At 54.2% G+C, this 24,862-nt stretch carries 18 protein-coding genes; 4 read left to right on the forward strand and 14 right to left on the reverse strand.

All coding sequences use genetic code 11. The annotated features are described in order from the left end of the window. Position 1: 1 nt before the first annotated feature. From rsmA to lptD, 4 genes are all read right to left on the reverse strand, one after another. The gene (gene rsmA, locus OGY10_RS05060; RefSeq protein WP_191226425.1) at positions 2–823 is read right to left on the reverse strand and encodes a 16S rRNA (adenine(1518)-N(6)/adenine(1519)-N(6))-dimethyltransferase RsmA; all 822 of its coding nucleotides are present in this window, start codon (positions 821–823) and stop codon (positions 2–4) included. Next, positions 816–1,808 (reverse strand): 4-hydroxythreonine-4-phosphate dehydrogenase PdxA, encoded by a 993-nt coding sequence (pdxA, locus tag OGY10_RS05065; RefSeq protein ID WP_191226424.1) that lies wholly within the window; start codon positions 1,806–1,808, stop codon positions 816–818. Before pdxA ends, rsmA begins: the two co-directional genes overlap by 8 nt. Then, entirely contained in the window at positions 1,808–3,094 is a 1,287-nt protein-coding gene (surA, locus tag OGY10_RS05070) for a peptidylprolyl isomerase SurA (RefSeq protein WP_032942346.1), read from the reverse strand. The genes pdxA and surA overlap by 1 nt, the downstream gene beginning before the upstream one ends. Positions 3,095–3,351: 257 nt before the next feature. Then, positions 3,352–5,712: an LPS assembly protein LptD gene (gene lptD / locus OGY10_RS05075; protein ID WP_137377563.1), complete on the reverse strand. Its 2,361-nt coding sequence runs from the start codon at positions 5,710–5,712 to the stop codon at positions 3,352–3,354. A gap of 378 nt (positions 5,713–6,090) precedes the next feature. Between lptD and djlA the strand changes: the two genes are divergently transcribed. Next, entirely contained in the window at positions 6,091–6,906 is an 816-nt protein-coding gene (djlA, locus tag OGY10_RS05080) for a co-chaperone DjlA (RefSeq protein WP_008786173.1), read from the forward strand. Between the two features lie 95 nt (positions 6,907–7,001). On the opposite strand, the gene rluA is transcribed toward djlA, so the two are convergent. The 6 genes from rluA to araB form a co-directional block, all read right to left on the reverse strand. Next, positions 7,002–7,661 carry a bifunctional tRNA pseudouridine(32) synthase/23S rRNA pseudouridine(746) synthase RluA gene (gene rluA, locus OGY10_RS05085; protein WP_003018849.1) on the reverse strand — a complete coding sequence of 220 codons (660 nt, stop codon included), beginning with the start codon at positions 7,659–7,661 and terminating at the stop codon, positions 7,002–7,004. Between the two features lie 11 nt (positions 7,662–7,672). Next, positions 7,673–10,579, reverse strand: coding sequence for an RNA polymerase-associated protein RapA (gene rapA, locus OGY10_RS05090; protein ID WP_048236149.1), 2,907 nt, complete (start codon positions 10,577–10,579; stop codon positions 7,673–7,675). Between the two features lie 177 nt (positions 10,580–10,756). Then, positions 10,757–13,108 (reverse strand): DNA polymerase II, encoded by a 2,352-nt coding sequence (gene polB, locus OGY10_RS05095; protein WP_286576393.1) that lies wholly within the window; start codon positions 13,106–13,108, stop codon positions 10,757–10,759. Between the two features lie 90 nt (positions 13,109–13,198). Further along, positions 13,199–13,894, reverse strand: a complete 696-nt coding sequence (araD, locus tag OGY10_RS05100; protein ID WP_071446588.1) for an L-ribulose-5-phosphate 4-epimerase — start codon at positions 13,892–13,894, stop codon at positions 13,199–13,201. 96 nt (positions 13,895–13,990) lie between these two features. Then, positions 13,991–15,493, reverse strand: a complete 1,503-nt coding sequence (araA, locus tag OGY10_RS05105; protein WP_003829590.1) for an L-arabinose isomerase — start codon at positions 15,491–15,493, stop codon at positions 13,991–13,993. Positions 15,494–15,503: 10 nt separating this feature from the next. Continuing rightward, complete coding sequence (araB, locus tag OGY10_RS05110; RefSeq protein WP_286576395.1) at positions 15,504–17,213, reverse strand: ribulokinase; 1,710 nt, start codon at positions 17,211–17,213, stop codon at positions 15,504–15,506. Between the two features lie 339 nt (positions 17,214–17,552). On the opposite strand from araB, the gene araC reads away from it, so the two are divergent. Then, on the forward strand, positions 17,553–18,398 hold the full coding sequence (araC, locus tag OGY10_RS05115) for an arabinose operon transcriptional regulator AraC (RefSeq protein WP_003829586.1): 846 nt from the start codon (positions 17,553–17,555) through the stop codon (positions 18,396–18,398). Between the two features lie 119 nt (positions 18,399–18,517). Continuing rightward, positions 18,518–19,285, forward strand: coding sequence for a DedA family protein (locus OGY10_RS05120; protein WP_153753741.1), 768 nt, complete (start codon positions 18,518–18,520; stop codon positions 19,283–19,285). A 97-nt stretch (positions 19,286–19,382) separates the two neighbouring features. Here the strand turns inward: OGY10_RS05120 and thiQ are convergent, their stop codons facing one another. The 4 genes from thiQ to sgrR all read right to left on the reverse strand — a co-directional run bounded on the left by thiQ (position 19,383) and on the right by sgrR (position 24,590). Next, a complete protein-coding gene (thiQ, locus tag OGY10_RS05125) occupies positions 19,383–20,081 on the reverse strand; it encodes a thiamine ABC transporter ATP-binding protein ThiQ (protein ID WP_286576398.1) in 699 nt (232 codons plus the stop codon). Next, the gene (gene thiP, locus OGY10_RS05130) at positions 20,065–21,675 is read right to left on the reverse strand and encodes a thiamine/thiamine pyrophosphate ABC transporter permease ThiP (protein ID WP_286576400.1); all 1,611 of its coding nucleotides are present in this window, start codon (positions 21,673–21,675) and stop codon (positions 20,065–20,067) included. The genes thiQ and thiP overlap by 17 nt, the downstream gene beginning before the upstream one ends. Next, positions 21,651–22,634, reverse strand: a complete 984-nt coding sequence (thiB, locus tag OGY10_RS05135) for a thiamine ABC transporter substrate binding subunit (protein ID WP_286576401.1) — start codon at positions 22,632–22,634, stop codon at positions 21,651–21,653. Before thiB ends, thiP begins: the two co-directional genes overlap by 25 nt. A gap of 300 nt (positions 22,635–22,934) precedes the next feature. Beyond that, positions 22,935–24,590, reverse strand: a complete 1,656-nt coding sequence (sgrR, locus tag OGY10_RS05140) for an HTH-type transcriptional regulator SgrR (RefSeq protein ID WP_057067388.1) — start codon at positions 24,588–24,590, stop codon at positions 22,935–22,937. Positions 24,591–24,689: 99 nt separating this feature from the next. On the opposite strand from sgrR, the gene sgrT reads away from it, so the two are divergent. Then, positions 24,690–24,818, forward strand: coding sequence for a glucose uptake inhibitor SgrT (sgrT, locus tag OGY10_RS05145; protein ID WP_020996233.1), 129 nt, complete (start codon positions 24,690–24,692; stop codon positions 24,816–24,818). Positions 24,819–24,862 lie beyond the last annotated feature (44 nt).

The following is a 24,862-nucleotide window of genomic DNA, read 5'->3' on the forward strand; positions in this document are numbered from 1 at the left end:
TTTAACTCTCCTTCGATGGCGCGTTTTCTGACAGATAGTTAGCCATCCGGCAGTATTGCGCGACAGAGATATTTTCCGCTCGCATCGCCGGATCAATGCCCAGCTCTGTCAGTACTTCAACGCTAAACAGGTTGCCGAGACTGTTACGTACCGTTTTACGGCGCTGATTAAACGCTTCGGTGGTAATACGGCTCAGCACACGAACATCTTTAACCGGGTACGGCATCGTCGTATGAGGCACCAGACGCACAACGGCTGAATCAACTTTAGGCGCTGGCGTAAATGCGGAAGGCGGTACTTCAAGTACCGGGATCACATTGCAGTAATACTGCGCCATGACGCTTAATCGACCATACGCTTTACTGTTTGGCCCTGCAACCAGACGATTCACCACCTCTTTTTGCAACATGAAATGCATGTCGGCAATGGCATCAGTATAGGAAAAAAGATGGAACATGAGCGGCGTGGAGATGTTGTACGGCAGGTTGCCGAATACGCGCAGCGGCTGTCCCATCGTTTGTGCCAGTTCGCCGAAGTTCATGGTCATGGCATCTTGCTGATAAATCGTCAGCTTAGGCCCTAAAAACGGGTGTGTCTGTAGGCGTGCTGCCAGTTCGCGGTCGAGTTCAATGACCGTGAGCTTGTCCAGACGTTCGCCTACTGGTTCGGTCAATGCCGCCAGGCCCGGGCCGATTTCGACCATAGCCTGACCTTTCTGCGGGTTGATAGCAGAGACAATACTTTCGATCACAAACTGATCGTTGAGGAAGTTCTGCCCGAAACGTTTACGGGCTAAATGGCCCTGATGGACTCGATTATTCATTGGTATTAACAATCATTTTGATGGCGAGATTAAGCGCCGTAATAAAACTGCCGACATCTGCTTGTCCACGGCCCGCGAGTTCAAGTGCGGTGCCGTGATCGACGGATGTGCGAATAAAGGGCAGGCCCAGCGTGATATTCACACCGCGACCAAATCCCTGGTATTTTAGCACGGGGAGACCCTGATCGTGGTACATTGCCAGCACGGCATCCGCGTGGTCGAGATATTTGGGCTGAAACAGCGTATCTGCGGGCAGCGGACCGTTTAATTTCATTCCCTGCGCACGCAGTTCATCGAGTACCGGAATGATGGTATCTATCTCTTCCGTTCCCATATGACCGCCTTCACCAGCATGCGGGTTAAGACCGCACACCAGAATATGCGGATCGGCAATGCCGAACTTGGTGCGTAAATCATGATGCAAAATGCCGATCACTTCCTGAAGCAGGGCGGGCGTAATGGCGTCGGCAACGGCTCTGAGCGGCAAATGCGTGGTTGCCAGGGCAACGCGCAGCTCTTCGGTCGCCAGCATCATAACAACTTTCTTTGCCTGTGAGCGCTCTTCAAAAAACTCGGTATGTCCGGTAAACGGGACGCCAGCGTCATTGATAACGCCCTTGTGAACCGGGCCGGTGATCAGCGCCGCAAACTCACCTTGCAGACAGCCATCGCAGGCGCGAGCCAGCGTATCCACCACATATTGCCCGTTTTCTACCGCCAACTGACCCGCGACAACAGGTGCCCGCAGCGCAATCGGTAACAGCGTCAATGTGCCTGCTGATTGCGGTTTGGCTGGGGTATCTGGAGAGTAGGGGAGGAGTGAAAGCGGTAAACCGAGCATCGCTGCCCGGTCATTGAGGAGTGCTGTATCCGCACAGACAACAAGTTCTACAGGCCAATCGCGCTGGGCGAGCTGAACCACCAGGTCCGGGCCAATCCCGGCGGGTTCGCCGGGAGTGATAACAACGCGTTGAGCACGAGTCATTAGTTGCTCAGAACTTTAACGTAAGCGCTGGCGCGCTGTTCCTGCATCCAGGTTGCTGCTTCTTCCGAGAATTTACGGTTCATCAGCATACGGTAAGCTCTGTCTTTCTGCGCTGCGTCAGTTTTATCAACGTTACGCGTATCCAGCAGTTCGATCAGATGCCAACCGAAAGAGGAGTGCACCGGGGCGCTCATCTGGCCTTTGTTAAGTTTGGTCAGCGCATCGCGGAAAGCAGGGTCGAAAATATCTGCTGCAGCCCAGCCCAGATCGCCGCCCTGGTTGGCAGAGCCTGGATCCTGAGAAAACTCTTTAGCGGCTGCCGCGAAGGTCGTTTTACCGCTCTTAATATCTGCCGCGATTTGTTCCAGCTTCAGACGCGCCTGCTGATCGGTCATGATCGGCGACGGCTTAAGCAGAATGTGGCGAGCATGAACTTCAGTCACGGAGATGCTCTGGCTTTGGCCACGCATATCGTTGACTTTCAGGATGTGGAAGCCGACACCGGAACGAATTGGGCCAATGATATCGCCTTTTTTCGCAGTGCTTAACGCCTGGGCAAAGATACCCGGCAGCTCCTGAATACGTCCCCAACCCATCTGACCGCCTTTCAGCGCCTGCTGGTCAGCGGAATAAGTAATAGCCAGTTTGCCGAAATCACTACCGTTACGCGCTTCATCAACAACAGAGCGCGCCTGGCTTTCAGCCGCGTTAACCTGGTCAGACGTTGGGTTTTCCGGTAATGGGATCAGAATGTGGCTCAGGTTCAGCTCGGTGCTGGCATCGTTTTGGTTGCCCACCTGTTGCGCCAGGGCATCTACTTCCTGAGGCAGGATGGTGATGCGACGGCGAACTTCGTTGTTACGCACTTCGGAGATGGTCATCTCTTTGCGGATCTGGCTACGATAGGTTGAATAGCTTAAGCCATCCTGTGCCAGGCGGCTGCGCATCTGATCCAGCGTCATGTTGTTCTGCTTGGCGATGTTGGCAATAGCCTGATCCAACTGCTCGTCAGAGATTTTCACCCCCATCTTCTGACCCATTTGCAGGAGGATTTGATCCATGATCAAACGTTCCAGGATCTGATGACGCAGCGTAGCGTCATCCGGTAATTGCTGACCTGCCTGACCTGCATTCAGTTTTACTGACTGCATTAAGCCATCGACGTCGCTTTCCAGAACGACGCCGTTATTGACGACGGCTGCAACTTTATCGACTACCTGTGGGGCAGCGAAACTGGTATTCGCGATCATGGCGATACCGAGAAGCAGCGTTTTCCAGTTCTTCATACTTTTTCCATTATTAATTAACCGCAATGCGGATTACGTTGTATACCCTTCGTCTTTCAAGCCGCATTTTTGTTGGCTGCTGAGTTACTCGTCTCATCCATGAGACTCGCCCTTATGGGCCGTCGCTGTGCGACGTTCAAATCTGTTCCTGACAGATTTGTCACTCACCCCAGTCACTTACTTATGTAAGCTCTTGGGGATTCTCTCAGTTGCCGCCTCAATGCAGCTCGAAATCCATTGGGTATCAATAAATCAGATCATAAAGAGCTTTGATACGGCAAAATGTTCGAACGCAGCATTTGGTTGGTGCCGAGACCGTAGTTGGAGCTCAGACCGCGCAGTTCGATATTAAAGCCGATCGTGTTGTCATAAATCGCGTGTTGCTGTTTGTCATCCCAACCGTTCAGCTTACGCTCGTAGCCGAAGCGAATGGCGTAACAGCAGGAGTTGTACTGTAAGCCCAGCATTGAATCTGCTTCTTTGTTCACGTTGGTATCGAAGTAGTAAGCGCCAACAATCGACCAACGCTCAGCAATTGGGAAGCTTGCCACCGCGCCCACCTGCGAAATCCCGTTTTTATACTGATCTGCCGTAGAGTAGTAAGACGGTAGAGTCGCCTGGATATATTCCGGGCTAGCGTAACGGTAATTCAACTGCAGCATCCGGTTTTCATCGCGACGGTATTCGATACTGCTGCTGCTGTTGGCGATACTATCCAGACGCGTGTCGTACTGGATCCCACTGCGTAAACCCCAGCGATCGGAGATACGCCAGTAGGTGTCGCCCGCCCATACCAGCGAACCCGTTTTGTCGTCATTCTCCCATTTAATGTTGTCATCGCCGGTGCGAGACTCGGTGAAATAGTAGATTTGACCCACAGAAATATTAAAACGTTCAACGGCAGCGTCATCATAAACGCGAGATGTGACCCCGGTCGTCACCTGGTTGGCAGAAGCAATACGGTCCAGACCGCCATAAGTACGGTCACGGAACAGGCCGCTGTAGTCAGATTGCAGCAAGGATGAGTCATAGTTATAGATATGACTCTGGTCGCGATACGGTACGTACAGGTACTGCGCGCGTGGCTCCAGCGTCTGGGTATAGCCCGGTGCCAGCATTTGCATGTCACGCTCGAATACCATTTTGCCGTCAACTTTAAACTGCGGCATGACGCGGTTGGCTGACTCGTCGAGCTTGTTAACGTTACTCGGGTTGTTGTTGTACCAATCCAGATTGGTCTGCTGATAGTGTGTCGCCAGCAGCTTCGCTTCGGTATTGATACTGCCCCAGTTATTCGACAACGGCAGATTGATCGTCGGTTCCAGGTGAACACGCGTTGCTTCCGGCATGTTGTCATTGGTATTGACGAAATGGACCGCCTGGCCATAAATACGGGTATCAAACGGACCAACGTCGTTTTGGTAGTAGTTGACGTCTAACTGCGGCTGAGCAGAGTAGCTATTACTGTTTTGTGCGTCGAAGACCTGGAACTGCTTGGTCGATACCGTAGCGTCAAAGTTTTGTACCGCGTAGCCGACGCTGAATTTCTGCGTGGCGTAGCCGTCGGTACTGGAACCGTATTTATTATCGAAATCGTTAAAGTAGCTGGTGTCGCTGACCTTGGTGTAGTCGACGTTGAAACGCCACACCTGGTCCAGTACACCGGCGTGCTGCCAGTAGAACAGCCAGCGACGTGAATTGTCATCCTTCGGATGTTCGTCCTCGTACACTTTATCGGAATTCAGATAATCGAACTCCATCAAGCCCGCACCCGCCTGGGTGAGGTAGCGGAATTCGTTCTCCCACATGATCCCGCCACGACGGTGCATATAATGTGGCGTGATGGTGGCGTCCATATTGGGCGCAATGTTCCAGTAATACGGGAGGTAGAACTCAAAATAGTTATTGGTGGAATATTTTGCGTTCGGGATCAGGAAACCGGAACGGCGCTTATCGCCGACGGGTAACTGTAAATAAGGACTATAAAAGACCGGAACCGGACCCAGTTTAAAACGGGCGTTCCAGATCTCCGCGACCTGTTCCTCACGGTCGTGGATAACTTCGCTACCGACGACGCTCCAGGTATCTGAACCTGGCAGACAGGAGGTAAAGCTACCGTTTTCCAGAATGGTATAACGGTTTTCCCCACGCTGTTTCATCAGGTCGGCTTTCCCGCGCCCCTGACGGCCAACCATCTGGTAATCACCTTCCCAGATGTTGGTATCTTTGGTATTCAGATTGGACCAGCCCTTCGGTCCCTTCAGAATAACCTGATTGTCGTCATAATGGACATTGCCCAACGCATCGACGGTACGTACTGGCTCCGGCTGGCCTTCAGCCTGCTTCTGATGAAGCTGTACTTCGTCGGCCTGCAGGCGGCTGTTACCCTGTGCGATATCCACGTTGCCGGTAAACACCGCGTCATCGGGGTAATTCCCTTTTGCGTTGTCGGCATTGATGGTGACGGGTAACTCATTAGTCTCGCCCTGTACCAGAGGACGGTCATAGCTCGGCACGCCCAGCATACACTGTGAGGCGAGATCGGCTGCCAGGCCCTGATGGCTATAGAGGGCGCTGGCAATCATGGTGGCCAGAAGAGTGGGAATACGTTTTTTCATACGTTGTATTTATTGTTCCATCATCAGTAGCGTCGCGCGTGACAAACGGTCACAGCCTAACTTATCTCATCTTCACTTCGCTAGTATTAATCCTGCCCATTTTATACCCGCCACCTTTCAAGCTGCATCTTCGTTGTCTTCCTCGTTCACCCAGTCACTTACATGGGTAAGCTCCAGGGGACTCACTACGTTGCCGCCTTGCTGCAACTCGAAATCCAACGGGTATAGCGTTTGTGGTGTTAGGCACGGCATTGAATGACAGGTATGATAATGCAAATTATAGGCGATGTCCCACAATTGACCGCAGCCGTAAATCGGTAAAAGCACCTTATATTGTGGGACATAGCCTGGCTGAGAGCGGAAAGATTTGGGGAGTCTATGCAGTATTGGGGAAAGATAATTGGTGTAGCCGTGGCCTTAATGATGGGCGGCGGCTTCTGGGGTGTGGTTCTGGGGCTGTTAGTTGGCCACATGTTCGACAAAGCCCGCATGCGCAAAATGGCGTGGTTTGCCAACCAACGTGAACGCCAGGCGCTGTTTTTTGCCACCACTTTTGAGGTGATGGGACATCTGACCAAATCCAAAGGTCGCGTCACGGAAGCCGATATACATATCGCCAGCCAGTTGATGGATCGGATGAATTTGCACGGTGACTCGCGAACGGCTGCACAACATGCCTTCCGGGTAGGAAAATCGGATAATTACCCATTACGTGAAAAGATGCGTCAGTTTCGCAGCGTCTGTTTTGGTCGATTCGATCTGATCCGCATGTTTCTGGAGATTCAGATCCAGGCGGCATTTGCCGATGGGTCGTTGCATCCTAACGAACGTGAAGTGCTGTATGTGATTGCTGAAGAGTTGGGGATCTCACGCACCCAATTTGATCAGTTCCTGCGCATGATGCAGGGCGGCGCACAGTTTGGCGGCGGATATCAGCAGCAGTCTGGCGGCGGTGGCTGGCAGCAGGCGCAACGCGGCCCGACGCTGGAAGACGCCTGTAATGTGCTGGGTGTGAAAACGACCGACGATGCGACCACCATCAAGCGGGCTTACCGTAAGCTGATGAGCGAGCACCATCCGGACAAACTGGTCGCGAAAGGTCTGCCGCCAGAGATGATGGAAATGGCGAAGCAAAAAGCGCAGGAAATCCAAAAAGCTTACGAGCTGATTAAGGATCAAAAAGGATTCAAGTGATTGAATTGCCGGATGCGGCTAGCGCCTTATCCGGCCTACGTTAATGAATGTAGGCCGGGCAAGCGAAGCGCCCCCGGCATAAATTGGCTCAGAATTTAAAAATCCGCCGGGACTTTAAACGTCATACTGTTGCCGTATTCGGGATGCGTGATGGTTAACATCTCTGCATGCAGCAACAGGCGCGGCGCTAACGCCAGAGCTTCCGGCGGAGCATAGAAGCGGTCGCCCAGGATAGGATGCCCTAAAGCCAGCATATGCACACGCAGCTGGTGTGAGCGTCCGGTAATGGGCTTGAGCACTACCCGGGCAGTGTTATCCGCCGCGAACTCCACAACTTCATACTCGGTCTGCGCCGATTTCCCGGTCTCATAACACACTTTTTGCTTTGGCCTGTTTGGCCAGTCGCAAATCAGCGGTAAATCAACCAGACCCTCGGCCGGAGCAGGATGCCCCCAGACGCGTGCGACATACTGTTTTTTCGGTTCGCGCTCGCGAAACTGGCGTTTTAGCTCGCGCTCTGCCGCTTTGGTTAGCGCGACTACAATCACGCCGCTGGTTGCCATATCCAGACGATGCACGGATTCAGCCTGCGGATAATCGCGCTGAATACGCGTCATCACGCTGTCTTTGTGCTCATCCAGACGACCTGGCACAGACAACAAGCCGCTCGGCTTGTTGACCACCATAATGTGCTCATCCTGATACAGGATGACCAGCCAGGGTTCCTGCGGCGGATTGTAGTTTTCCATCCCCATGTATGGCTCCGTTACTGATGCGTCACGACGATCAGGCGCAGGGCATCGAGACGCCAGCCCGCCTGATCCAGGCTTTCCATCACCTGCTGACGGTTGCTTTCAATTGCGCTAAGTTCGTCATCACGGATGTTCGGGTTAACGGCACGCAGCGCTTCGAGACGGGAAAGTTCTGCCGTCAGCTTCTCGTCAGCTTCTTTACGCGCCGCGTCGATCAGTGCGCGGGCTGATTTTTCCACCTGCGCTTCACCGAGTTGCAGAATGGCATGAACATCCTGCTGCACGGCGTTGACCAGTTTGCTGCCGGTGTGGCGGTTAACGGCGCTGAGCTGACGGTTAAAGGTTTCGAACTCAACCTGTGCAGCAAGGTTATTGCCGTTTTTATCCAGCAGCATGCGTACCGGCGTTGGTGGCAGGAAGCGGTTTAGCTGCAGTTGTTTCGGCGCTTGCGCTTCAACAACATAGACCAGCTCAACCAGCAGTGTACCAACAGGTAATGCTTTGTTTTTCAACAACGAAATAGTGCTGCTTCCGGTGTCGCCGGAGAGGATCAGATCCAGACCATTGCGGATCAGCGGATGCTCCCAGGTAATAAATTGTGCATCTTCACGCGACAGGGCGACATCGCGCTCGAACGTAATGGTGCAGCCATCTTCCGGCAGCCCAGGAAAATCCGGCACCAGCATATGATCGGACGGCGTCAGCACGATTAAATTGTCGCCACGGTCATCCTGATTAATACCGACGATATCAAACAGGTTCATGGCGAAGGCGATCAGGCTGGTATCGTCGTCCTGTTCTTCAATACTCTCAGCCAGCGCCAGTGCTTTTTCGCCGCCGTTAGAGTGGATCTCCAGCAGGCGATCGCGACCTTGCTCTAGCTGTGCTTTCAGCGCGTCATGCTGTTCGCGGCAGGTTTTGATCAGATCGTCAAAGCCCTCGGTATTTTCTGGTTCAGCCAGGTAGCCGATCAGATTGTTATAGACCGTGTCATAGATAGTACGGCCGGTCGGACAGGTGTGTTCGAACGCATCCAGACCTTCGTGGTACCAGCGCACCAGCACAGATTGCGCGGTTTTTTCCAGGTACGGAACGTGAATCTGAATATCATGCGCCTGACCAATACGGTCCAGACGGCCAATACGCTGTTCCAGCAGATCCGGGTTGAACGGCAGGTCAAACATCACCAGATTGCTGGCGAACTGGAAGTTACGCCCTTCGGAGCCGATTTCAGAGCACAGCATTACCTGGGCGCCGCTATCTTCTTCGCTAAACCATGCTGCGGCGCGGTCACGCTCAATGATCGACATCCCTTCATGGAATACGGCAGCGCGGATACCTTCGCGTTCGCGCAGAACCTGCTCCAGCTGAAGCGCGGTGGTGGCTTTTGCACAGATAACTAATACTTTTTGCGAGCGGTGGCTGGTCAGGTAGCCCATCAGCCATTCCACGCGCGGGTCAAAGTTCCACCAGGTGCCGGTGTCGCCTTCGAATTCCTGATAAATCTGTTCCGGGTAGAGCATGTCGCGCGCCCGGTCTTCTGCACTTTTACGCGCGCCCATAATGCCGGAGACTTTAATCGCCGTCTGGTATTGGGTCGGCAGCGGCAGCTTGATGGTATGCAGCTCGCGTTTCGGGAAGCCTTTCACACCGTTACGGGTGTTACGGAACAGCACACGGCTGGTGCCATGGCGGTCCATCAGCATCGAAACCAGTTCCTGACGCGCGCTCTGGGCGTCTTCGCTGTCGCTGTTTGCCGCCTGCAATAGCGGCTCAATGTCCTGCTCGCCAATCATGTCGCCTAACATGTTCAGCTCATTGTTACTCAGCTTGTTGCCTGCCAGTAGCATGGCGACGGCGTCGGCGACCGGACGATAATTTTTTTGCTCTTCAACAAACTGGGCGAAATCGTGGAAACGGCTCGGGTCCAGCAGGCGCAGGCGTGCAAAGTGACTTTCCATGCCCAGCTGCTCCGGTGTAGCGGTTAGCAGCAGGATGCCCGGCACACGTTCTGCCAGTTGTTCAATGGCCATATATTCGCGGCTGGGCGCGTCTTCGCTCCACACCAGGTGATGGGCTTCATCGACAATCAGCAGATCCCACTCGGCGTCACACAGGTGCTCCAGACGCTGTTTATTGCGACGGGCAAAGTCCAGCGAGCAGATGACCAGTTGTTCGGTTTCAAACGGGTTGTAGGCGTCGTGCTGCGCTTCTGCATAACGCTCATCATCAAACAGTGCAAAACGCAGGTTGAAACGGCGCAGCATTTCGACCAGCCACTGATGCTGTAATGTCTCCGGGACGATGATCAGCACGCGCTCTGCGGCGCCGGAAAGCAGTTGCTGATGCAGGATCATCCCGGCTTCAATGGTTTTACCTAAACCCACTTCGTCTGCCAGTAAAACGCGAGGCGCATGACGACGACCAACATCATGGGCAATGTTCAGCTGGTGAGGAATCAGGCTGGTACGTTGACCACGCAACCCACTCCACGGCATACGGTATTGTTCGCTCTGAAATTTACGGGCGCGATAGCGCAGAGCAAAGCGATCCATGCGGTCAATCTGGCCAGCAAACAGGCGATCTTGTGGTTTGCTGAATACCAGTTTGCTGTCGAGCAGTACTTCACGCAGCATGACACCGGTTTCTTCGGTATCCAGGCGGGTTCCGATATAGGCAAGCAGGCCATTTTCTTCTTTTACTTCATCGACATGCAGTTGCCAGCCTTCATGGCTTGTTATCGTATCGCCAGGATTGAACATCACGCGGGTCACGGGGGAATCACTGCGCGCATACAGACGGTTTTCGCCCGTCGATGAGAAAAGTAAAGTGACGGTTCGCGCATCCATGGCGACAACAGTACCAAGTCCCAATTCGCTTTCTGTATCGCTGATCCAGCGTTGACCAAGTGTAAAAGGCATATATGTTCGGCTCTATATCTTTAATTGCAGGCAATACTCGTCATTTTCCGGGCTAATCCCCGTTATTGAGAGCATACGACCCCGCTACCAGGCTAATAAATCAGTGGTAGTGGTGTTAAATGGGTCCAGGAATGGAAAGGGCGCTATGGTACTGGATGGCGGCGGTTTCGTCACGCGTCAAAATAACCCCAGTTGTCCTGTGAGTAGTGTAGCAAAATTATCGTCAATAAAGGGAAGAATTCCCTCAGCAACGGGTTGGATCTGGCGGGTCAGATAATGCTCGTAATCGAGCACAGATAGCTGATAATCAACAGGTTCTGGGCCATTGACCGTCCAGACATATTTTATGGTTCCGCGATTCTGATACTGCGGTGGACGCCCCAGTTTTACATTCTGCTCATCGGCGAGTCGCGCGGCACGAACGTGTGGTGGAACATTTCGCTGGTATTCGCTTAACGGGCGGCGCAGGCGCTTGCGGTACACCAGTTGTTCATCCATTTCACCGGCCATCAGACGGGCAATAGTCTCGCGAACAAACTCCTGATAAGGTTCGTTACGAAAAATTCGCAGGTATAGCTCCTGCTGAAATTGTTGGGCCAGCGGCGTCCAGTCGGTTCGTACTGTTTCCAGTCCCTTAAACACCATACGTTGCTCTGCACCGTCCTGAATCATCCCCGCATAGCGTTTTTTACTGCCGGTATCTGCACCGCGAATGGTCGGCATCAGAAAGCGACAAAAATGGGTTTCAAATTCCAGCTCCAGCGCGCTGGTCAGATTTTGTTGCTTCAGCGATTGCGCCCACCAGGTGTTGACATAGCTCACAAGTTCACTACCAATTCGGGCTGCATCGTCTTCTGAGTGCGCCTTTTTCAGCCAGACAAAGGTGGAATCGGTATCGCCATAAATGACATCGTAACCCTGAGCCTCAATTAACGCTTTGGTCTGGCGCATGATCGCATGGCCGCGCATGGTAATGGACGAGGCCAGTCTCGGGTCGAAAAAGCGACAGGCGGTGGTGCCCAGCACGCCGTAAAATGCGTTCATGATGATTTTCAACGCCTGCGAGAGTGGCTTATTGCCGCGGCGTTTTGCTTCTTCGCGCCCGTGCCAGATCTGAGTAACGATTTCAGGCAGGCAGTGCTTTTCGCGTGAAAACCAGGCGTCAAGGAAACCTTCGGTGCTGTGTTCCGGATCCGGCTGCGCCATCCCTTCGATAAGCCCCACCGGGTCGATTAAAAAAGTACGAATTATTGAGGGATACAGGCTTTTGTAATCCAGCACCAGTACGGAGTCGTATAAGCCTGGGCGCGAGTCCATCACGTAGCCGCCGGGACTGGCGTGCGCGGGGACTTCACCCAGATTCGGCGCCACATAACCCGCCCGGTGCATGCGCGGAAGGTAGAGGTGGCCGAAGGCGGCAACCGAACCACCGTGACGGTCGACCGGCAGACCGTTGACCGTCGAGCGCTCCAGCAGAAATGGCATGATCTCGGTTTTATGAAAAATACGCGTGACCAGCTCACAGTCTTTGAGATTGTAGGTGGCGAGCGCGGGTTTATCCTGGGCAAACCGACGGTCAATTTCGTCCATTCGGTCCCACGGGTTATCAATCGACTTGCCTTCACCCAGCAATTCTTGCGACACCGTTTCCAACGAGAATGACGAGAAATTCCAGAACGCTGATTTTAGCGCCTCAATACCGTCGATAATCAGGCGCCCCTTAGCCTGAGCGAAGAATACGCCGTTCTTGAAGCCATGCTCGCGCCACTCAAGCTCGCTGCTATCACGACCAAAACGCAGGGGAATGCGGTAACGTTCGGCGTGCTTTTGCAGGACGCGTAAATCGAATTGCACGACGTTCCAGCCGATTATCACATCAGGATCGTGACGGGCAATCCAGTCATTGAGTTTTTCCAGCAACTGCGGGCGGCTTGCAACGTACTCAAGTTCAAAATCAAGCGTAGAGGCGTCGCCGTTTGCCGGGCCGAGCATGTAGACAATACGCTGCCCACAGCCTTCAAGACCGATGCAATAGAGTTCGCCGTGGCGCGTGGTTTCGATATCCAGCGATACCCATTTTAGCGGTGGTCGATAGTCAGGGTTCGGCTTCAGGCGGGCATTCACCAGCATGTCATTATGTCTGTCGCCTTCGACCCAAACAGGAGAGGTGATAAAGCGCTCCATCAGATACCGCTCAGGTGGGCGTACATCGCCCTCATAGACGGTGACTGCGTTTTCGCGCAGCAGTTTTTCCAACCGCATGAGCTGGCGATGTGAGCGGCAATACAGGCCGGAAACAGGATGGCGGTGGAAGTCTTGCAATTGCAGCGATTTCAGGCGATAGCCGTTTTCAGTGCGTAATAATGACATTACGCGAGGAACCTGACTGGTGGGAATAAACGCGACCGACTCCTGAGGCGCGAGCGTGACCTGCAGCGGCCCATCGTCTGTAGCCAGCCAGAATGAGACCTCAGTTCCCTGCGGGGTGTCCCGCCAGTGCCGGGTTAAAATAAAGCCTGACTGCGCCACGCTGTGTATCCATTAAAAAACCAGGCATGATTATAGCCTGGTTCTGATAGATTATCTGTGATTTTATACAGTTGTCATGCTCAAAAGAGGTTACTGTCCGTAATACGCTTTAGCACCGTGTTTGCGCAGGTAGTGTTTATCTAGCAGGGTTTGCTGCATATCCGGTAATTGAGGCGCGAGTTGGCGACAGAAGATCCCCATATAGGCGACTTCTTCCAGCACGATGGCGTTATGCACCGCATCTTCGGCATTTTTTCCCCAGGCAAATGGACCGTGAGAGTGCACCAGCACGCCAGGCATCTGTGAGGCGTCAATACCCTGTTTTTCAAAGGTTTCAACGATTACGTTACCGGTTTCCCATTCATATTCGCCGTTGATTTCTTCGTCGGTCATTTTGCGTGTGCAGGGAATCGAACCGTAGAAATAGTCCGCATGGGTGGTCCCCGTTGCCGGAATCGACTGACCCGCCTGCGCCCAGATGGTTGCATGGCGCGAATGGGTGTGAACAATGCCGCCAATGGTCGGGAATGCCTGATATAACAAACGGTGTGTTGGAGTATCGGAGGAGGGCTTTTTCGTGCCTTCAACGACTTCCCCAGTGGCGATACTGACAACAACCATATCGTCTGCGGTCATGACGCTGTAATCGACACCGGAAGGTTTAATCACAAACACGCCGCGCTCGCGATCGACGGCGCTAACGTTTCCCCAGGTCAGCGTCACCAGGTTGTGCTTTGGCAGCGCCAGATTCGCTTCCAGTACCTGACGTTTAAGATCTTCTAGCATGTTAACTCCTGAATGCCGGATGGCGCTTCGCTTATCCGGCCTACGTAATTTGTAGGCCCGGTAAATGAAATGCCACCGGGCAATCCGTTTCACCAATTAACGTTTGAAACCGTAATACACTTCGTTCCAGCGCAGCGCGTCCTTAAAGGCCGGCAGGCGGGTATCGTTATCGATCACTGCGATCTCGATATCATGCATTTCAGCGAACTGGCGCATATCGTTCAGATCCAGCGCGTGGCTGAACACGGTGTGGTGTGCGCCACCGGCCAGGATCCAGGCTTCAGAAGCGGTTGGCAGATCCGGTTGAGCTTTCCACAGTGCGTTAGCGACAGGCAGTTTTGGCAGGGAGTGCGGCGTTTGTACCGTGTCGATGCAGTTAACCAGCAGGCGATAGCGATCGCCGAGATCGATCAGGCTGGCAACCACTGCCGGGCCGGTTTTGGTGTTGAAGATCAGACGGGCAGGATCGTCTTTACCACCAATGCCGAGGTGCTGTACGTCGAGGATCGGTTTCTCTTCCACCGCGATGGACGGGCACACTTCCAGCATGTGCGAGCCGAGCACCAGATCGTTGCCTTTCTCGAAGTGGTAGGTGTAATCCTCCATAAATGAGGTGCCGCCCTGCAGACCGGTTGACATCACCTTCATGATGCGAAGCAGAGCGGCGGTTTTCCAGTCGCCTTCGCCCGCAAAGCCGTAGCCTTGCTGCATCAGACGCTGTACGGCCAGACCAGGGAGCTGTTTCAGGCCGTGTAAATCTTCAAATGTGGTGGTGAAGGCGTGGAATCCGCCCTGTTCCAGGAAGCGCTTCATCCCCAGTTCAATACGGGCCGCTTCCAGGACATTCTGACGTTTTTCACCGTGGACTTGCGTCGCCGCCGTCATGGTGTATGTGCTTTCGTACTCATCGATTAGCGCGTTGATTTCACCGTCGCTAATTGCGTTCACTACCTGCACCAGATCGCCCACGGCCCAGGTGTTTACCGAGAAGCCGAACTTGATCTGCGCAGCGACTTTATCGCCATCGGTGACCGCAACTTCACGCATGTTGTCGCCAAAACGGCAGACTTTCAGGTGGCGGGTATCCTGTTTGGACACGGCCTGGCGCATCCAGGAGCCAATGCGTTCGTGCGCTTGTTTATCCTGCCAGTGACCGGTGACCACGGCATGCTGCTGACGCATACGCGCGCCGATGAAGCCGAACTCACGACCGCCGTGCGCAGTCTGGTTCAGGTTCATAAAGTCCATATCAATGCTGTCCCACGGCAGGGCGGCATTGAACTGGGTGTGGAACTGCATCAGCGGCTTGTTGAGGATAGTCAGACCGTTAATCCACATTTTGGCCGGGGAGAAGGTATGCAGCCAGACCACCATCCCTGCACAGCGATCGTCGTAGTTCGCGTCACGACAGATAGCGGTAATCTCGTCAGGGGAAGTGCCCAGCGGTTTTAATACCAGCTTGCAGGGCAGTTTGGCTTCAGTATTCAGTGCGTTAACGACGTGCTCGGCATGTTGGGTTACCTGACGCAGGGTTTCAGGGCCATACAGATGCTGGCTACCAATCACAAACCACACTTCATAGTTATCAAAAATCGTCATTGTCGTGTCCTTAATGTGTCAGGGTTGCCAGGTCTACCGGGGCTTGTTGCGCCGGAGCGGCAGTCGGAAGGTATTGCTGTTCAGCGCTTACTGCCCACTGCTGATAGCGGCGGTAAAGCTGTTCAAAACGTTGAGCCTGCTCTGGGCGAGGTTGCAGCGTGTTTTCCACGGCGCTTGCCATCTGCTGCTGAGCGGCAGGGATATCGGCGTGTACTTTCGCGGCAACGGCGGCGAAGATAGCCGCACCGAGTGCGCAGCACTGGTCTGAAGCGACAATCTGTAGCGGACGGTTCAGCACGTCACAGCAGGCCTGCATGATGACCGGGTTCTTGCGCGCGATACCGCCAAGCGCCATCACGTTGTTAACCGCAATGCCTTGTTCGGTGAAGCATTCCATAATGGCGCGCGCGCCAAAGGCCGTGGCGGCAATCAGACCACCGAACAGCGCCGGCGCGTCGGTTGCCAGGTTCAGATCGGTAATCACCCCTTTCAAACGCTGGTTGGCATTGGGCGTACGGCGACCGTTGAACCAGTCGAGCACGACCGGCAGATGCTCCAGTGATGGATTTTTCGCCCATGCTTCGGTGAGTGCAGGTAGCAGCTGTTTTTGACTGGCTTTAATCTGGGTCTGCAGTTCCGGATGCTGTACGGCAAGCTGTTCCAGCGGCCAGCTCAGCACGCGGCTAAACCAGGCATAGATATCGCCGAATGCAGACTGACCAGCTTCGAGACCAATAAAATTAGGTACCACGCTGCCATCAACCTGGCCGCAAATGCCTTTCACCGCACGCTCGCCAACGCTTTGCTTGTCGGCAATCAGAATGTCGCAGGTTGACGTGCCGATGACTTTCACCAGCGTGTTAGGCTGTGCACCTGCGCCGACCGCGCCCATATGGCAGTCAAAAGCACCGCCTGCAATCACCACACTCTCCGGTAGCCCCAGACGCTGTGCCCACTCGGCGCACAGGGTGCCAACCGGCAGATCCGCGGTGAAGGTATCGGTAAACATTGGGTATTGCAGATGGCGGTTGAGGATGGGGTCGAGTTCGTCAAAGAAACTGGCTGGCGGCAGACCCCCCCAGCTTTCATGCCACAGGGATTTATGCCCGGCGCTGCAGCGACCGCGGCGAATATCCTGTGGGCGTACGGTGTTGGAGAGCAGGGCTGGAACCCAGTCGCATAGCTCAATCCACGAAACCGCAGCTTCGGCAACTGCGTGGTCCTGACGAGTTACATGCAGAATTTTGGCCCAGAACCATTCGCTGGAATAAATGCCGCCGATATAGCGGGAGTAATCGATCTTGCCCTGTGTATGGCACAGGCGGGTGATTTCTTCGGCTTCTTCTACTGAGGTGTGATCTTTCCACAGGACGAACATCGCATTCGGGTTTTCCGCGAACTCCGGACGCAGCGCCAGTACATTACCGTCTGCATCGATGGGTGCCGGGGTTGAGCCGGTACTGTCAACGCCAATCCCGACCACTTCCGCGCGTTGTTCCGCGCTCAGCTCGGCCAGGACGGTTTTCAGCGCCGCTTCCATGGACTCAATGTAGTCGCGCGGATGATGGCGAAACTGGTTGTTTGGGCCATCGCAATACTGCCCTTCCTGCCAACGTGGGTACCACTCAACGCTGGTGGCGATCTCTTCGCCGGTGGCACATTCCACCGCCAAAGCGCGTACTGAATCACTACCAAAATCGAGGCCAATTGCAATCGCCATCGTCTTACTCCATCCAAAAATACGGGTATGGATAAACAGTAGTGAGTAGCGATAAAAACCGTCAGGCAGGATCCGCTAATCTTATGGACTAAAATGCTGTGGCATCACAAAGTGTGACGCTGTGCAAATAATCAATGTGGACATTTCTGCCGTAGTTATAGACACTTTTGTTAGCCGATTTTGACGTTGGCGTAGTACATGTTTTTTACAAAGAGCTTTTCACAAGCGGGGTTGGTGGTCCATTACCGCAAATACAGCGGCCCGCAGGGGCGACAGCGATGATGTCTGGCGTAATATGGACAAATTGTTTCTTGGCAGGACGTAGGGAGTATTGAAATTATGGCTGAAACGCAAAACGATCCCCTGTTGCCTGGTTATTCGTTTAACGCGCATTTGGTGGCCGGATTAACCCCCATTGAGGCGAACGGATACCTGGATTTTTTTATCGACAGGCCGCTGGGTATGAAGGGTTATATCCTCAATCTCACCATCCGTGGCGAAGGGGTTATCAATAATCAGGGCAAGCAGTTTGTCTGCCGGCCTGGCGATATTCTGTTGTTTCCACCTGGAGAAATTCACCACTACGGGCGCCACCCTGATGCCAGCGAGTGGTATCACCAGTGGGTTTACTTTCGTCCGCGCGCCTACTGGCAGGAGTGGCTGACCTGGCCGGCCATTTTTGGCCAGACCGGCTTTTTCCGCCCGGATGAAGCGCATCAGCCGCATTTTAACGAACTGTTTGGGCAGATAATTAACGCCGGGCAGGGAGAAGGTCGTTATTCCGAACTGCTGGCGATTAATTTACTGGAGCAGTTGTTGCTCCGACGTATGGAAGCCATCAATGAATCGCTACACCCGCCCATGGACAACCGCGTCCGTGATGCCTGCCAGTACATCAGCGATCACCTGGCGGACAGCAATTTTGATATCGCCAGCGTCGCGCAGCACGTCTGCCTGTCACCTTCCCGTTTGTCGCATCTGTTCCGTCAGCAGTTGGGGATCAGCGTATTAAGCTGGCGCGAGGACCAGCGCATCAGCCAGGCGAAGCTACTGCTGAGTACCACACGTATGCCTATCGCCACCGTAGGTCGCAATGTTGGTTTTGACGACCAGCTCTATTTCTCTCGTGTTTTCAAAAAATGTACCGGTGCCAGTCCGAGCGAGTTTCGCGCTGGATGTGAATAAAAAGTGAATGATGTATCCTGAAAGTTGTCATAACTCGCAATCTATTCAGACAATTGATGGCTTGACGAAGTTGAGAGGGGTTATCAAAATCCCTGCTTCGTAAATTTGACGGACACATTATGCAAGCATTGCTGGAACACTTTATTCTCCAGTCCGCCCTGTACTCTCTGATCGCCGTACTTCTGGTGGCTTTTTTGGAGTCGCTGGCGCTGGTTGGTCTGATTCTGCCCGGGACCGTGATGATGGCGGGGTTGGGCGCGCTGATTGGCAGCGGCGAACTGAACTTCTGGCATGCCTGGCTTGCGGGCATTGTCGGCTGCCTGTTGGGGGACTGGATCTCCTTCTGGTTGGGCTGGCGCTTTAAAAAGCCATTGCACCGTTGGTCATTCATGAAAAAGAACAAGGCGTTGCTGGATAAAACCGAGCACGCCCTGCATCAGCACAGCATGTTTACTATTCTGGTGGGGCGGTTTGTCGGACCGACGCGCCCGCTGGTGCCGATGGTAGCAGGCATGCTGGATCTGCCTGTCGCTAAATTTATCGTCCCGAATATTATTGGCTGCGTGCTGTGGCCACCGTTCTACTTCCTGCCGGGGATCCTGGCGGGAGCGGCAATTGATATCCCTTCTGATATGCAGAGCGGGGATTTTAAATGGTTGCTGCTGGCGACGGCGGTGTTGCTCTGGGTGGGCGGCTGGTTTTGCTGGCGGCTATGGCGCAGTGGCAAAGCGGCTGTTGATCGCTTAACGGTGTATTTCCCCCGCAGCCGTTTGCTGTATCTGGCGCCGTTAACGCTCGGGATCGGCGTGGTCGCGCTGGTGGCGTTACTGCGCCATCCGCTGATGCCGGTGTATATCGACATTCTGCGTAAGGTTGTAGGTTACTGACGATACCTTTGCCGGATGGCGGCTTCGCCTTATCCGGCCTACAAAATGTGCGACCTGCAGGCCGGATAAGGCGTTCACGCCGTCATCCGGTAACGCATTATGCTTTAATGCCCAATAGCGCCGAGGCGCTGGCGTTGCCGCTTAACAGATCGTCCGTTTTGCCCTGCCACGCGATGCGCCCATCGGCGACCACAATCGAGCGGGACGCAATTCGCGCGGCATCTTCTACGCTGTGAGAAACCATCAGCAACGTCAGCTGCTTCTCGCGACAGACTTCGGCGACCAGCGTTAGCATCTCTTGGCGCAGCGCGGGATCGAGCGCTGAGAACGGTTCATCAAGCAGTAAAATAGGTTGTTCCCGCACCAGACAACGCGCCAGCGCCACGCGCTGCCGCTGCCCGCCGGAAAGCTCACCGGGGAGGCGTTCCAGCAGAGAGTCGAGTCCCATTTGTTGAGCGATGTGGTGCATTTTCTCCCGCTGCGATGTGTTCAGCTTCAATCCCGGATTCAGGCCCAGGCCGATGTTTTGCTGTACGCTCAGATGGCTGAACAGGTTATTTTCCTGAAACAACATGGAAACGGGACGGCGTGAGGGCGGCGTGGTGGTGTGATCTTCACCATCAATCATCATGGTACCGCTGGCAGGCGTGAGAAAGCCGGCAATCAGATTCAGCAGCGTACTTTTCCCGGCGCCGCTGGGCCCGAGTACAGCTATTTGCTCACCGCGCGCGACCGACAGGGTAAAGCGCATGGGCAAATGGTTATAAAGCCATGTGATATCAATCAGTTTTAACATTTCGACCCGGCAATTTCTCAATAACGGTAAACAGCGTAAAGCACAGGATCAGCAGCAATAACGCCGTAACCGCGCCATCCTGACTGCGATAAGAGCCAATCTGCTGATATAAATAAAACGGCAGGGTGCGGAAATCCTCATTGCCAAATAACGCCACCACGCCAAAGTCGCCAATCGACAGTACACAGGCAAACGCCATCGCCTGCGCCAGCGGGCGTTTCAGTGCCCGTAGTTCAACCACTTTCAGGCGCGACCATCCCTCAATTCCCAACGACTGGCACAACATACTGTAGCGTGCGGTCACGTCACGCATTGGGTTTTCCAGTACCTTCAGCGCGTAAGGGATCGCCATCAGCGCATTGGTGAAAATCACAATGCCGTCGGCAGATGTGGGGAGTCCAACGGTGTTATTGAGCAGCAGAAAGAAGCCGGTAGCTAACACGATACCCGGCATGGCGAGGATCATCATGCCGCTCAACTCCAGCATCTGACCTGCCAGCAGTTGCTGTCGGGCACGAAGTTCACGACTGCTCCATAACAGCATCATAGTGAGCACGACGCATAACGCTCCTGCTGCTAATGCGATGCGCAGCGAGGTTCCCAGCGCCTGCCACAGCACTGGCTGCATCAGTACATCCAGAACATGGCGGTTTAAGCCATCGACAATCACCGCCAGCAGCGGCGGCAGTAACAGCAACAGGGCAAGAATAATCAGGATTGCATCAGCCAGTCGGCTGTGCAGGCGATCGTCGGGATCGCGCCAGCCTTGTACCAGGGTAGCACCGGGAGCAATCGCGCGGCTCAGACGTTGACTGAGGAGCACCAGCGCCAAACAACAAACCATCTGGATCAACGCCAGCATGGCTGCGCGGGCAGGATCGTAATCAAAATTCAGCGCCTGATAGATAGCCAGCTCGATGGTGGTGGCCTGTGGCCCGCCGCCAAACGACAGAACGGTGGCGAAACTGGCGAAGCACAGCATAAAGATGAGTGCCGCGACGGGCAGGATCTGACGACGCAGCCATGGCCATTCAACAAAACGGAAGAAATGCCAGCCACGCATACCCAACTGAGCGGCTAACTGCCGCTGTTCGCCGGGAATATTCTCCAGCGACTGTAACAGCAGGCGGCTGGCCATCGGCAGATTGAAAAAGACATGCGCCAGCAGAATGCCCTGCAAACCGTATGGCGAAAACGTCCACTCCAGCCCGAATGTATGCCAGAGCGAGGCCAGCCAACCCTGGCGACCGTAGACGCTAAGAATACCGAATACCGCGACCAGCACTGGCAGGATTAACGTCATCGCGCACAGACGCAGCAGCGCCAGACGCCCTGGAAAACGACGACGATAGAGCGCTCTGGCAAGGAAAATCGCCGGGACAACCGACAGCACAGCGGATAAAAATGCCTGCCAGAAAGAAAAGCGCACCACGTGCCACAGGTAGTCATCTTGCCACAGCGAGAGCCACTCTCCCTGCGGGGCGTTAAACCACAGTGCCAAAAATGCGGCCAGGGCAACGGCCACCATCAGCGTGGCGGCGGTAAGCCCTGGAACCAGCCAGCCGGGGATTAGCGGCTGACGGCGCGTTGCCATTCGCTAATCCATGCCTGACGTTGAGCCGCAACCTGCTGCGGCGTAAATTCCAGCGCGGTGGCCGGTTTATTCAGTTGCTCGAATCCTGGCGGTAGGGCGACTTGCGTCACGGGATACATCCAGTTGCCGGTCGGAATCGCATTCTGGAATGCCGGGGATACCATAAACTTCAGGAATTTCTCGGCCAGTTCCGGCTGCTTGCTGGCCGCGGTACGGGCGGCGACTTCCACCTGCAAATAGTGGCCTTCGCTAAAGTCGGCTGCGGCGTAGTTGTCTTTTTTATCGGCGATGATGTGATAGGCCGGAGAGGTGGTGTAGCTGAGCACCAGATCGCTTTCACCTTTCAGGAACAGGCCGTAGGCTTCGCTCCAGCCCTTGGTGACGGTGACGGTTTTGGCTGCCAGTTTCTGCCACGCCTCTGGCGCTTTATCGCCATAGACTTTCTGCATCCATAGCAGCAGACCCAATCCCGGCGTGCTGGTGCGCGGATCCTGATAAATGACGCGCCATTTTTGGTCGCTCTCTACCAGTTCTTTCAGGCTTTTGGGCGGATTCTTCAGCTTGTTCTTATCATAAACGAAGGCGAAATAGCCGTAATCAAACGGAACGAAGGTATCGTTTTTCCAGCCGCCGGGTACGTTAACGGCGTCGTTTGCAACACCACTTTTGGCAAACAGTTTGGTTTGTGTAGCGGCTTCCAGAAGGTTGTTATCCAGACCCAGCACGACGTCGGCTTTGCTGTTTTTTCCTTCCATGCGCAAGCGGTTAAGCAGTGAGACGCCATCTTCCAGCGCCACCAGTTTTAGCTCGCAGTTGCAGTCAGCTTCAAAGGCTTTTTTGATTGTCGGGCCCGGGCCCCAGTCAGCTGCGAACGAGTCGTAGGTATAGACGGTCAGTACAGGTTTAGCGAAGGCAGGCGCTGCGCACAGCAGTATAAGCGGAAGACATTTTTTAAACACTTTGCACCTCAAGAGTTGGGTGGCAAAGGACTTGAGATAAGCCTCAAATCCCTTCGCCGGCATTATCCGGATCAGGTTCGACGGGTATCTCTCAGCCCATACACTTCATCATTCACGCTGCCTCTGTGTTGGCAGCGCTCGCTCACCCCAGTCACATAGTTATCTATGCTCCTGGGGACTCACTCGCTTGCCGCCTTGATGCATCATGAATGATCTTGTGTATGTTTTTTATTTAGCACCCCGTTGAGAACGGCGTTAGTGTAGTGATTTTGTTGCCGGGCAGCAATTAAGAGCTGGCTCTTATGGATCCGGCGGCGCAAACCACGCCGATTTAAAATCAAACCAGCCGAGGGTATTCATGCGCAGCCCGCGCATACTGCGCTGCCCCTGAATGATCAGCCAGTGGTGGATTAATGGCACAATGGCCTTTGTGGCAAGCAGCTGTTGGCACCATGCTGCCAGGCTCATTTCGCCCGTTCGCCAGCGAGCCGCATCGTTTTCCCAGTCCCGCGAGATACAGTTTTGCAGCAAAGGGACTTCGCACAAATGGGCGAACAGTGAGAAGTCCAGCGGGAGGGTAAAGTTGGCGCTGTTGAGCCAGATATCGCTGACGATTTCACCTGCATGCCATTGATCGTAGTCGATCTCCTGAATATTCAACTGTACCTGATGCTGCGCCAGCAACGTTTTCATGATCTGCGCGATAATCCGGTGTTCGATATGATCGCGATAGTAGGTGATCGTCAGCGTTTCCAGCCCGGCGGGTTTTTCACCATGGCCAGGTTTGGCGTGATGCCAGCGGGGAAGCAAACCGTAGGCGGGAAACCACAACCGCTGGTACTGTTCATCGGCGTGGCAGATTAAATTCGTTGGCGAGAGAACGCGGCTTGCCCACTCGCGAACCTCCTGGTTCGCGCCACGGTGGCTACGCGCATCAAACAACAGGTAGTAGCAACCTTCTTCGAGGCGGCTTTCGATCGCCTTTTCATCCTCTGTTGGACCTTTTAGCGTCAACCCGCCGCCAGGCTCTTCTCCGATGTCGGGTAATACCCAAACGTTAACTTCGTCAATCAGCGCCCGGTAGCCAAAGTAATCATCAAATGCATGAATTTTCAGTTGGTTATTGGTATTGCGCATTACCGCATACGGACCGGTACCAATCGGGTGGCTGGAAAAGTTGTTTAGCGTTTCCCATTCTCGCGGCAGGATCATGGCCGGGACCTGCCCCAATAGCCAGGGAAGCCAGCGATCTGGCTGGGCCAGATGGATATCCAGCGTCCAGGCCGTGGGAGAGACGATCTGCGTGATGTGTGAGTACAGTGGTAGGGCGTTAATGCGCCTCAGCGAGGCGATAACATCTTCCATTTCCAGCTCGCGGCCATGATGAAAATGGATCCCCGGGCGCAGGAAGAATCGCCAATGCAAAGGTGAAATTTGCTGCCAGTGATGGGCAATGTCCGCTTCCAGTTCCCCATTTTCCTCATTTACCCGAATTAAGGCACTGAAAATTTGGCGGGCGATATGGGTTTCGGAGCGGCGTAATGCTGTACCGGGGAGCAGGTTGTGCATCGGGCGATAATAGAGAACGCGCATGATATGCCGACCCTGGCGAAAGCTGCGGCCCAAGTGGGAGACCAGCATTTGCCGGACGGCCGTTTTGTCACCGACAAGCTGCACTAGTTGATCGATGCGATCCTGTTCCAGTAGGTCTTCCGCGCGCTGCTGCTGGAGCGCCAGCCCAGTATAGAGGAATGTCAGTCGCGAGCGTTTGCCTCGTCCAACTTCAGCTTCCCACGTTAACCAGCCACGATCCTGCATGGTATTAAGCAGCGTACGCATATGGCGGCGCGAGCAGCTCAGCAGATCCGCCAGCTCGTTGAGCGTCGTTTCTTGCGTCTTGCCGTCACAGCATTGCCACAGACGGATGAACTGTTGTTGCAAACGACCAGAAGACATAAAAGGGGAACTCCTGCGGAAAACTCAGCAATTTTATAATCCCTATATTAAGCCAATAATAGATTCCGATGAAGCGATGAGACAACGAAGGGGTCATCTATGCGTCAGTTCTGGTTGAAGTACTTTACCGCGACAGAAAAATCGTCCTGGTTGGCTTGCCTGAGTGCCCCGCAGCGCTTAAAGATGCTCGAAGAGCTGATGCAGTGGGAGATGACATCTGACTCCTGAATTGGAAATTGCAGACATCATGTGTGACTGAGTATTGGTGTTAA

Origin of the sequence: Citrobacter sp. Cpo148 (assembly GCF_030332375.1) — a bacterium.
Classification (GTDB): Bacteria; Pseudomonadota; Gammaproteobacteria; order Enterobacterales; family Enterobacteriaceae; genus Citrobacter; species Citrobacter portucalensis.